Raw genomic sequence first — 9,820 nt, forward strand, 5'->3', positions numbered from 1 at the left:
GACTTCTTTACTACTGATCAATCCATCCTCCTTCCGAAGTTGGTTTGCTAAGTGCTGCTATTGTACCCCTTGAGCCCTTAACAGGCTGTAACATCGCCAAAGCAAACATTCCCAGCAAAGCAAAGCCCAGCAGCCACCTTCCCTGCTCTAGGATCCCTGCCCCCAGAGCCACTACTGGGGGTGTAGAGACGGCAATGCCCAAAGCTAGGGCGAGAAGAAAGTTCTGCCATTTTATTTGGGTTAGGCCGGCGGCGTAGGCGACAAAGTCGAATAGGCCCGTCATTAAAAAACCAGCTGTAAGAAAAATATTGTTTTCCAGATAGTTAGCTGAAAGGGCATCGACTTTGTACATCCATTGTCGCCCAACTACTCGCTGTACTAGGTCTCTACCAAACTTTCTGGCTAGGTAGAAGTTAAGTGTACAAGAGATAAAATCAGCAATTGCAATGTAAAGGATTCCCGATCCAAATCCAAAGAGGGCTCCTGCCAAGATGGAGTAAAGGGTGCTGGGTATGGCAGGAATAATAATACTCAGGGAGCGTAATCCAATCAGGGCAAGGGGTGCCCAGGGGCCTAGTTTTGCTATAAATTCTCGAGTTGCCTCTGGATCTAAGCGACGGGCCAGCAAGATGGCAGCTAACAGGACAACAAGCAACAACAGCAGTGAGAGGATGTCTTTCCTTTTTCTGGAATTGATTTTGCTGCTAGAGGACAAATCCTCTGAGGGGGTAGGGGACGATCCTACTGACTCGCCATCTGCTGACTTGTCAAAGGTAGTGCCGGGCGGATAATAGAGTTCATCCTTCAGGATCCAACCTGTTTTCTGTTGCAGATAGGCATGTGTGCTCAAGCCCAGACGCTTTGCCTCGGTGGCAACAGCCTTGTAGTCTAAGCCCAATAGCTCGCAGAGCTCTTTTTGTCGAATACCAGAAGGTGGCTGCATAGGGCAAAAGATCTCTACTTTCTCTGCTAGATGCTTAAGGTTTCCGAGGGATGCTCGAAGTAGGCATGATTTTCATAAGGCTTGTTTTGCTAGTGTAGAAGGTGTCATGTATTTTGCTTTTTAGAGGTTGATAATGATCTTGTGTATTGGCGATGTTCTTAGTTTAGCAGAATTGCAACAGATTCTGTCCCTCATAGCCGATGCTGAATTTGTGGATGGTGCTCTGACGGCAGGCTGGAATGCCAGGCTTGTCAAAAACAATAGGCAAATGCCAAAGGGATCCCTTCAGCAACGGAAGATAGAGGAGATTATCTTGGCAGCTCTAGAGCGTAATTTGTTGTTCCAGATGGCTGCCCGGCCCAAGCTCATTCATTCCATTTTAATTAGCTGCTACGAAGCGGGAATGTCCTATGGCACTCATACCGACGATGCGCTGATGCTCGATCGGCATCAGCTGATGCGCACGGATATTTCCTTTACGCTATTTCTAAGTGCCCCTGAAGACTATGATGGCGGTGAGCTGAAGATCGAGAGTAGCGAGGGGGAGCAAGCCTACAAGCTGCCGGCGGGTGCTTTGATCCTCTATCCTGCTTCCACCTTGCACCGAGTTGAGCCTGTAACCCGTGGGATCCGCTATGCTGCCGTCAGTTGGGTTCAAAGCCTAATTAGGGATCCGCAAGAACGCGAGATCCTCTTTGATTTACAGACTGTGCGGCAGCAGATGTTTCAGGAATCGGGCAAGACACGCCACTTTGATTTGATCTCCAAAGTTTACGCGAACCTGCTGCGGAAATGGGCAGAGCTCTAGAGGGATCGAAGAAAATAGAGCAGGGCTTCTCTGTCTTCAGCAGCCATATTTTTAAAGATCTCGCGGGAGCGTTCAGCTTCTCCCCCATGCCAGAGAATGGCCTCCTCGAGGCTGCGGGCGCGGCCATCGTGCAAATAGCCGGAGGAGGGCAGAACTGTCTGCGACAAGCCGATGCCCCACAAAGGGGGGGTGCGCCATTCTCGGCCCGTGGCCTCGAAGTCAGCGCGGCCATCTGCTAGTCCTTCGCCCATGTCATGCAACAGCAAATCGGTGTAGGGGTGGATAACTTGGTTGGCCAGGGCAGGGATCTCATGAATGCCGGTTTGTAGCTCTGGTCGGTGACACTTGGCGCATTGGGCTTGGACGAAGAGCTTTTCCCCTCGCTGAACTTGGGGATCCTGCCAAAGGGCGCGGCCAGGCACGGCCAGGGTTTGCACGTAAACGGTTGTCGCTTGGAGAGTGGCCTCGTCGATATCTTGGCTGCCATCCGCGGCCGGAAAAAGAGGATTCGTGACACCCATGTCGTTGGCGTAGGCGGCCGCAGTTTGTTGCCTGAGGTTGGGGGTATTGGCTTTCCAACCAAACCGTCCCAGCACCAGACGCTGCTGCTCTTGATCCCAAACCAAGTTGGGGCGGCCAGAGATGCCATCCCCATCGGCGTCGTCAGGATCGGCTGCTGCCAGGATCCTAGAAGCGGGAACGGCCTCCAGTAGGCCCGCTCCAAACACCGGCTGGGGGATCCGCAGGGAGATGAGGACAGGATCGATGGGCGATCCCTCCAGAGTTAACAGCTTTACAACAGGAGAACGCAGCCTGTAGGGAGTTCCGTCGGCGTACTCTCTGGTCTGCTCTACCCAGTGCAACTCCACCTTGGCCTCTGGCCGATAGCCCCGAACGGCCTTTTCTTGAACCTGCGTGCCGATGCCGGCCACAGGGGGAGTGTTGCTATGAGGAGCAATGGCCTCCCATCCAAAAGGCTGGGGATCCCCGCTTCTATCCAGGGATCCAACCTGGCTGACTCTGACGACCCGCTGCCCCTTGTCAGGAAAACCTCGGCCGTTTTTAACATGACAACCGGCGCAGGAGTTGTTGTTGAACAGAGGCCCAAGGCCGGGGTTAACAGGCGCCGGAGCGGTGACGAAGCGAGCCTCAAAGGCGATGTCCCCCAGGGCATGCAACCTGGCCCAGCGGGGATCCAAGTTGGGAGCCGGCTGCTCGTAGGCTGTTGAGGTGCGGTTCCAAAGGGTTGTTTCGCCACCCGCTCGAGGGGGCAATGGCTGGGATCCCTCTGGGGCAGCGGGGAAAGCCAGAAAGCTCGCCGCCCAAAGAGAGGCCAATCCCAGCATGAAAATCTGGAGAAGACGACGCATCGGCTATCAAAATATCGGCAACTCAGCTCTTTTGGGACTTTCTTACTACTGCAGGAGCGGCACAACTTCCTGAGCAAAGCTGTCGAAAGCGTCTTCAATTTTTTCCATAGCGGCAGTAATAGATCCACGGGCATTGGCATCGCAAAGGCTTTTTTCGATAGGGGCAGGGATCCCCTGGAGAGCCGCCGCCGCTGCTTGTAACTCCGACTGAATTTGACTATCCAAATTGGGATTGATGTCCCGGACAAATTGGCTCAGGCCACGACCTTTTCTATCTCTAAATCCGCCCAAGTAAGCATACTGAACGCTGCGCACATTGGCCTGGAACTCCGGCAGCGAATGGTGGGCAAAGCGACTTTCCAGCAGAAAAGGATTTTGCTGGGCGAAGGCTTCGCCAATTTTGACCTTGCCCAGCTCGTCCAACATGCCGAGAATACCTTGGGCTATTTCTTCAGCAGCAGCTTGCAGCGTGAGATAACTCTTGCTGCCCTCGCCGGCTTTTACCCATTCTTCGCGAAAAGCAGGCAGCCCTTGCACTCCCTCTGTCCAGCTTTTGAGCAGCTTTGCCGCCGTATCCGCCAAAACTGGGCCAAGGGCAGCCAAGTACTCCCGATCCCGCTCGGTAAAGTCTTGCAAAGACTTGTTGTTATCCACGCCAAAGAGCAAGAAGGCCACGGCATGAAATCCCTTTTGCCCGCTTTCCAACTCGGCCACGGTCTCTGGAGTGAGGGGATCGCCGCTGTTGAGAACTTCCAGCACCTCCACCTCGTTCAGGGGCCATTCGTCCAAATCCGCATCCAGCCCCAAATAAGCCGCCGGCCCAAAGGCAAAAGCCTCGCTCTCCTCCCAAGTGATGCGGGCAACAGACCAAGCCTGGCGAGCCGCTTGCAAAGTCTGGGCATTGGGATCTTGCACGAAGGCCTGGATGGCCTGAGACAGGGCCTGGGTATCGGCGACCAACTGCTCATAGGCAGGGATCACCACCTGATCGGCAAAGTCGAGCAAAATCTGCCGATCCTGAAACCGCTGCTCAGGAGAGAGCACAACGGCTGGCCGGCGAGAGCCTGCCCCTTCTTCCCCACCCTCGCCGCCGCCATCCACCGGGATAGGCCGACACTCCGGGTTCATTTGAGCTGCCTGCTGAGGCGAAGCCTGGCTCAGGGCCGGTGGATCCCCGCCGCCCGCAGCCGAGGGATCCTTTTGGGTTTCCCCGCAAGCGGCCCCGCTGACCAGAACATAAAGCCCTATCCCCGTCCACAGCTTCAGATACCTCGACATCTCCTCCGACTCCTTTGCCCTCGACTTGGCCAACTTTGGCTTGATTGTAATCCAGCTATTGCGACTCAATCTTAAGAAGGGAGAGATTTTTATCACCGGCTGCCACCGGATCGCCCGGCTCGTCCCTCTGCGGGCCAGCTTCCATCTGCAGCTTCCCCAGGTGGGGCTATGGGCGGATACAAGTCCGACTCTTAACAAAACTTAACTCTAAAGACATTGATATTTGTTTGCAAGAAGCCTAGAGTAGGTCACAGCTCGCTGTTGAGATTTACTCTCAACAGTTGGTTACGTGTCTCGAAAGGATGTGTCCGTGCGGCCAGAGGCGGGCCTGGGGCAAGGTCTCTGGCCTTTTCCTAGAAAAGCTTGTTTAGAAACGCAAGAGGAGCGGAGATGACAGCGACGACACTCAAGCAAGAAGGGGGATCTAGCTCGCAACAACAGATCCCGTGGTGGGCGGGCAACGCCCGTTTGACCGATCTTTCTGGCCGGCTGCTGGGGGCGCATGTGGCCCATGCCGGGCTGATCGTTCTCTGGGCAGGGGCGATGACCCTGATCGAGTTGGCCAAGTTTGACCCCAGCCGACCGATGTATGAGCAGGGGCTGATTCTCTTGCCCCACCTGGCCAGCTTGGGGCTGGGGGTGGGATCCGGCGGGGAAGTCCTGGATACGGATATCTACTTTGCGGTGGGAGCGATCCACCTCATCAGCTCTGCCTTTTTGGGGTTTGGCGGCATTTTTCATGCCCTGCGCGGGCCGGCGGTGCTGGATCCCAAAGCCTTTCCCCTGTTTAGCTACGACTGGCAAGACAAAAACAAGATGACCACCATCCTAGGGATCCACCTGGTGCTGCTGGGATTGGGAGCCTGGCTTTTGGTGCTCAAGGCAGTGGTGTTTGGCGGCTTGTTCGACCCGGTGGCAGGAGAGGTGCGCCTGGTGTCTCCCAACTGGAACCCCTTTGGCCACCTGTTGGGCATAGAAGGGCGCCACTGGATCGCCGGGGTGGACACTTTAGAAGACGTGGTGGGCGGCCACCTCTGGCTGGGCTTGCTCCTGGTGTCAGGTGGGGTTTGGCATATCGCAACCAAGCCTTTTGCCTGGGCAGAACGGATTTTTATCTGGTCTGGGGAAGCTTATCTTTCCTACAGCTTGGGAGCTTTGGCCTTGATGGGATTTATTGCCGCCTATTTCGTTGCCGTTAACCCAGTGGTCTATCCCGAAGTTTTCTATGGGCCGCTGCTTCAGGTGGGCTTGGATCGCTATCCCTTCTTTGAGCAAGGGGGAGCTCTCACGTCTAGGGTTTGGCTGGCCAATGCCCACTTTTGGCTGGCCTTTTTCTTCCTTCAGGGCCACCTTTTCCATGCCCTGAAAGCCCGAGGATTCAATTTCCGTACCGGCAGAGTAGAGCTCGCTGCACAGCAGGCCTAACGGCACGCTGAAGGCATTGACTATCTAGCCATCTGATTTTGAGCTTCGCACTTGCAGTTTCGAGGTAGGAGCAATGGCAAAAATAGGTCTATTTTTCGGCACTCAAACCGGAAATACCGAAAGAGCTGCCGAGATGATTCAAAAAGAGCTGGGCGAAGACAATGTAGATTTAATTGACATTGCCGAGGCCAGCATTGAGGACTTTGAGAAGTACGACTACTTAATCATCGGCTGTCCAACTTGGAATATTGGGGAGCTTCAGGCTGATTGGGATGGTTTTTTCCCAAATTTGGATGAGATCGATTTTTCCGGTAAGACGGTAGCCTACTTTGGAGTTGGGGATCAGTTGGGCTATCCCGACAACTTTCAAGATGCCATGGGGATCCTGGCCAAAAAAATTGCCGAGCGTGGCGGCAAAAATGTCGGCTCCTGGCCTACAGAAGGCTACGAGTTCAACGAGTCTAAGGGAGTGGTTGACGGTGAGTTTGTCGGCCTTGCTCTGGACGAAGATAACCAACCAGAGCTGACGGAAAAACGAATTAAAGAGTGGACGGCTAAACTAAAAACGCTCTTCAATCTGTAATTCAAACCCGGCTTCTTAACTTGTCATTGATACTGTGGGAGTTTGTCATGACCGGCGCAGTTCTATCTTCATCGCCTACTTCTGCTGAGGGATCCCCTCAGGTCAGTTGGTTGGCAGGGAATGCTCGTTTGCTCAACCTATCCGGAAAGCTGCTGGGGGCCCACGTGGCCCATGCGGGGCTGATCATGCTGTGGGCCGGCGGCATGACCTTGTTCGAGGTGGCCCACTGGGATCCAAATCAACCTATGTACAGCCAGGGGCTGATTTTGTTGCCCCATCTGGCCAGCTTGGGCATCGGCGTCAACGCAGAAGGGGTGGTTACGGATCCCTATCCCTTTTTTGTCGTGGGCGTTCTGCACCTAATTGCCTCGGCAGTGCTGGGGGCAGGAGGGATCTTCCATGCCCTTTTGGGACCAGAGGTGCTGAGCAAGGGGAAAACCTTTGCCGAGTTTTTCGGCTACGACTGGGAAGATGACGACAAGATGACCACCATCCTCGGCATCCACCTGCTGCTGCTGGGGCTGGGTGCATGGCTGCTGGTGGCCAAGGCTCTCTTTTGGGGAGGGCTGTACGATGCCAACCTGGGCCGCGTGCGGATCGTTGCGGATCCCACCCTCAATCCGCTGCGGATCTTCGCCTACTTGACGCCGCTGATGGGTCAGCAGGGCATGGCCGCCGTGGACAACCTGGAAGACCTGGTGGGGGGACACATCTACGTGGGCCTGCTCTGCGTGCTGGGGGGATGGTGGCACATAGCCACGCGCCCCTTTGCCTGGGCCAAGCAAGTCTTGATCTACTCGGGCGAAGCCTACCTCTCCTACAGCCTGGGGGCCCTGGCTTACATGGGCATCTTGGCGGCCTATTTTGTCAGCGTCAATGAGATCGCCTACCCTGCGGCTTTTTACGGGCCGCTGGGGCTGGCCGCTGACGAAAGGGGAATTGTAAGCAGCCGTACCTGGTTGGCTACAGCCCACTTTGTCTTGGGGATCCTGTTTTTGGCGGGGCACATCTGGCATGCCATCCGGGCGCGGGCGGCGGCCAGCGGCTTTGACTTCCAGCGCGGGGGCTGGGTGCGAGCCACAGATCCCCAGGTGGGCAACTTGGACACGCCGGTAAACCAGGGCGATCTCACCCTGCTGCTGCTGCAAAACCTGCCCATCTACCGGGAGGGCTTGTCGCCTTTCCTGCGCGGTTTGGAGATCGGCATGGCCCATGGGTACTTCCTGGTGGGGCCGTTTTACAAGTTGAGTCCGCTGCGGAATTCGGAGCAAGCCCTGACGGCAGGTACGCTGGCGGCCATTGGTCTGGTGCTGATCCTAACGGTTTGTCTTTCGATCTATGGACGAGTCTCTTTTCCGCGCTCGCGGCTGGTGGCGGTGGTGAACACCCCCTATGGAGAGGTGGCCTATCCGACGCCGGGAGTGCAACTGATGGCGGAATCGCAGGGATCCCCTCAGCCGGTGCGAGTACCGGCAGGATCGGAGGACTTGCCCGAAAACTTGCGCACCCGTGCCGGCTGGAGCCAGTTGGCGGGAGGGTTTCTGGTGGGCGGCGTTGGCGGTGCCCTGTTTGCCTACATGCTCCTGAACAGTGCGGACGTGTTGGCCCAGATTTTGCCTGGGCTGTGAATGAGGTTTGAGGCTCCCTGGTTCGGGGATCTGCAGAAAGGAGAGGGGTATTGTCCCCTCTCCTCTATCCAGATCGGCTCGGATCCTTTGGGCCGCATTTTCCAATGGCAATTGCACTGTTCACAATTGCATGGTTCAACCGCACTTTGCCGGTTGGTTTCTGGCTACTGGACTTTGTAGATCTTTTGTTTGGCTAGCAGCCTTGATGGTTTTAACAGTCGAGATGGAATAGCGAATATGAGTTTAAGCTCCGCTTCTGCGCTCGCTTTTGAGGCCCTGTATCTGGGCATTTCTCCCAGTCTCAAGCTCTTTGATCAGCCTTTATTAGGATCCCTGGGGAAATGCTTTCGGATAGCATACTGGGAGTACCACCAAACCCAGGATGAGCCTTGTAGCCTGGAGACTGTAATCACGCTGCTATACGAATATCTCAAAGCTTGGGATCGACCCGTTCATCTTATCGGCCACGGCTTGAGCGGGGTGGCCGCTTATCTTTTTGCCTGCCGTTACCCACAGCGGGTACAGTCTCTGACCTTGCTGGCCGTGGGAGGTTGGCCTGCTACCACTTGGCATGCCCATTTCTATGTGCAGCGAAAAATCTTTTGCTGGAGTCGGGAACAACTCTTGGTGCGTATAGCCCAGAGCCTTCTACCTACTTCAGAACAGTGGCGAGCACGCTCACTCTCCTATGCTCTGGCTAAAGATTTGGATACTTCTCCCATACCTCACTCCCTATTTCAGGTGATAGCGATTCCAGCCCAGAAAGTGTCGGTGCCGATGTTGGTTTGCGCCAGCAAGGATGACCCCATTGTGGATCCTGCTTCGCTCGAGAAGTGGAGAAACCACCTAAAGCCAGGGGATCAAATGTGGTTTTGCCCTGGGGGGCGACATTTTTTTCATTATTCTTTTCCAAGTTTGGTCAATCTGAAAATAATGGATTTTTGGCAGGAATTGCGTAAACTTCAGCCCAGCATGGCTTAGGGCGGCTGGACTTTCGCGGGATGATAGAATGGCTACTCATCCAAACAGCAGAGGAGCTCCGTTTGCAGCTAGGGCGAAGCAGCCCAGGTGGAGCCCCTGACAACAGGAAAACGGGCAGGGGTGGAATGAGGCCATTGAGCTCCCGGTAAAATTGATAGAATATTGATAGAATAGGGCAAGCCCCCAACTTGGATAGGGAATGGGCTTGACCGCGGAATCCGCGACTATGTTCGACAAGCTGCTCTTTCCCATCGACAACTCGCGTGAGACCAGCCACGCCTTGCCCTTGGTGGCAGACATAGCGCAGCGCTACAAAAGTCAGGTGTACTTGCTCTCTGTACTGGATGCCGCGGAGCTGGACGCGGAGAGGGCGGAACAAGCTCGGCAAAACATCCACAACCTGCTCAAGCAAACGGAGTCTGGCCTGCATCAAATCGGCCTCAACAGCGTCAAGAGTGAGTATCGAGAGGGAAAGGTGCCTTTTGTCATCTGTGATGTGGCAGACGAGCTGGAGATTAGCCTAATTGTAATGGGATCCCGCGGCCTCACCCTCTCCGGAGAGGGGCAGAATAACTCTGTCAGCCACCGCGTGATCGATCTTGCCCCCTGCCCGGTGTTGGTCGTGCCCTGAGGAGAGGGATCCCATTGACCAAAAGGCGCGGCAAGCCCCGTCCTTCAGGGCAGGGAAGGATAGCGCGAACCGTAGCCTATATCGTTGTCATCACGCATAGGCCAAGAATACGATTGAGCGGTGCAACGACTTCAAGCCTTCAAGTACGAATTGCTGCCCAACAGCCAGCAGGA

At 55.3% G+C, this 9,820-nt stretch carries 8 protein-coding genes and 1 pseudogene; 6 read left to right on the top strand and 3 right to left on the bottom strand.

The window, feature by feature from the left end; all coding sequences use genetic code 11:
- Window positions 1-169 precede the first annotated feature (169 nt).
- A pseudogene (locus ACVWXF_RS13785) lies at window positions 170-943 on the bottom strand (TVP38/TMEM64 family protein); the annotation flags it as partial.
- 133 nt (window positions 944-1,076) lie between these two features.
- On the opposite strand from ACVWXF_RS13785, the gene ACVWXF_RS13790 reads away from it, so the two are divergent.
- Entirely contained in the window at window positions 1,077-1,751 is a 675-nt protein-coding gene (locus tag ACVWXF_RS13790; RefSeq protein ID WP_011431398.1) for a Fe2+-dependent dioxygenase, read from the top strand.
- Here ACVWXF_RS13790 and ACVWXF_RS13795 read toward each other — a convergent pair.
- Together ACVWXF_RS13795 and ACVWXF_RS13800 are read right to left on the bottom strand one after the other, a co-directional pair.
- The gene (locus ACVWXF_RS13795) at window positions 1,748-3,121 is read right to left on the bottom strand and encodes a di-heme oxidoreductase family protein (RefSeq protein WP_011433844.1); all 1,374 of its coding nucleotides are present in this window, start codon (window positions 3,119-3,121) and stop codon (window positions 1,748-1,750) included. The genes ACVWXF_RS13790 and ACVWXF_RS13795 overlap by 4 nt on opposite strands.
- 45 nt (window positions 3,122-3,166) lie before the next feature.
- Window positions 3,167-4,399, bottom strand: a complete 1,233-nt coding sequence (locus ACVWXF_RS13800; protein WP_011433843.1) for an imelysin family protein — start codon at window positions 4,397-4,399, stop codon at window positions 3,167-3,169.
- A 390-nt stretch (window positions 4,400-4,789) separates the two neighbouring features.
- Between ACVWXF_RS13800 and ACVWXF_RS13805 the strand changes: the two genes are divergently transcribed.
- The 5 genes from ACVWXF_RS13805 (at window position 4,790) to ACVWXF_RS13825 (ending at window position 9,647) form a co-directional block, all read left to right on the top strand.
- Window positions 4,790-5,824 (top strand): chlorophyll a/b binding light-harvesting protein, encoded by a 1,035-nt coding sequence (locus ACVWXF_RS13805; protein WP_099812753.1) that lies wholly within the window; start codon window positions 4,790-4,792, stop codon window positions 5,822-5,824.
- Window positions 5,825-5,897: 73 nt separating this feature from the next.
- The gene (gene fldA / locus ACVWXF_RS13810) at window positions 5,898-6,407 is read left to right on the top strand and encodes a flavodoxin FldA (protein WP_414381563.1); all 510 of its coding nucleotides are present in this window, start codon (window positions 5,898-5,900) and stop codon (window positions 6,405-6,407) included.
- Between the two features lie 47 nt (window positions 6,408-6,454).
- Window positions 6,455-8,035: a chlorophyll a/b binding light-harvesting protein gene (locus ACVWXF_RS13815; protein ID WP_414374509.1), complete on the top strand. Its 1,581-nt coding sequence runs from the start codon at window positions 6,455-6,457 to the stop codon at window positions 8,033-8,035.
- Between the two features lie 189 nt (window positions 8,036-8,224).
- The gene (locus tag ACVWXF_RS13820) at window positions 8,225-9,016 is read left to right on the top strand and encodes an alpha/beta fold hydrolase (protein WP_414374510.1); all 792 of its coding nucleotides are present in this window, start codon (window positions 8,225-8,227) and stop codon (window positions 9,014-9,016) included.
- Between the two features lie 226 nt (window positions 9,017-9,242).
- Window positions 9,243-9,647: a universal stress protein gene (locus ACVWXF_RS13825; protein ID WP_414357691.1), complete on the top strand. Its 405-nt coding sequence runs from the start codon at window positions 9,243-9,245 to the stop codon at window positions 9,645-9,647.
- The last annotated feature ends 173 nt before the right edge of the window (window positions 9,648-9,820 follow it).

Source organism: Thermostichus sp. MS-CIW-40 (assembly GCF_054058315.1).

What these genes read in the sequence shown, in the direction of transcription:
- ACVWXF_RS13825 (WP_414357691.1), top strand. Translation starts at nt 9,243, where the DNA reads ATGTTCGACAAGCTGCTCTTTCCCATCGACAACTCGCGTGAGACCAGC.
- ACVWXF_RS13805 (WP_099812753.1), top strand. Translation starts at nt 4,790, where the DNA reads ATGACAGCGACGACACTCAAGCAAGAAGGGGGATCTAGCTCGCAACAA.
- ACVWXF_RS13815 (WP_414374509.1), top strand. Translation starts at nt 6,455, where the DNA reads ATGACCGGCGCAGTTCTATCTTCATCGCCTACTTCTGCTGAGGGATCC.
- ACVWXF_RS13800 (WP_011433843.1), bottom strand. Translation starts at nt 4,399, where the DNA reads ATGTCGAGGTATCTGAAGCTGTGGACGGGGATAGGGCTTTATGTTCTG.
- ACVWXF_RS13790 (WP_011431398.1), top strand. Translation starts at nt 1,077, where the DNA reads ATGATCTTGTGTATTGGCGATGTTCTTAGTTTAGCAGAATTGCAACAG.
- ACVWXF_RS13795 (WP_011433844.1), bottom strand. Translation starts at nt 3,121, where the DNA reads ATGCGTCGTCTTCTCCAGATTTTCATGCTGGGATTGGCCTCTCTTTGG.
- fldA (WP_414381563.1), top strand. Translation starts at nt 5,898, where the DNA reads ATGGCAAAAATAGGTCTATTTTTCGGCACTCAAACCGGAAATACCGAA.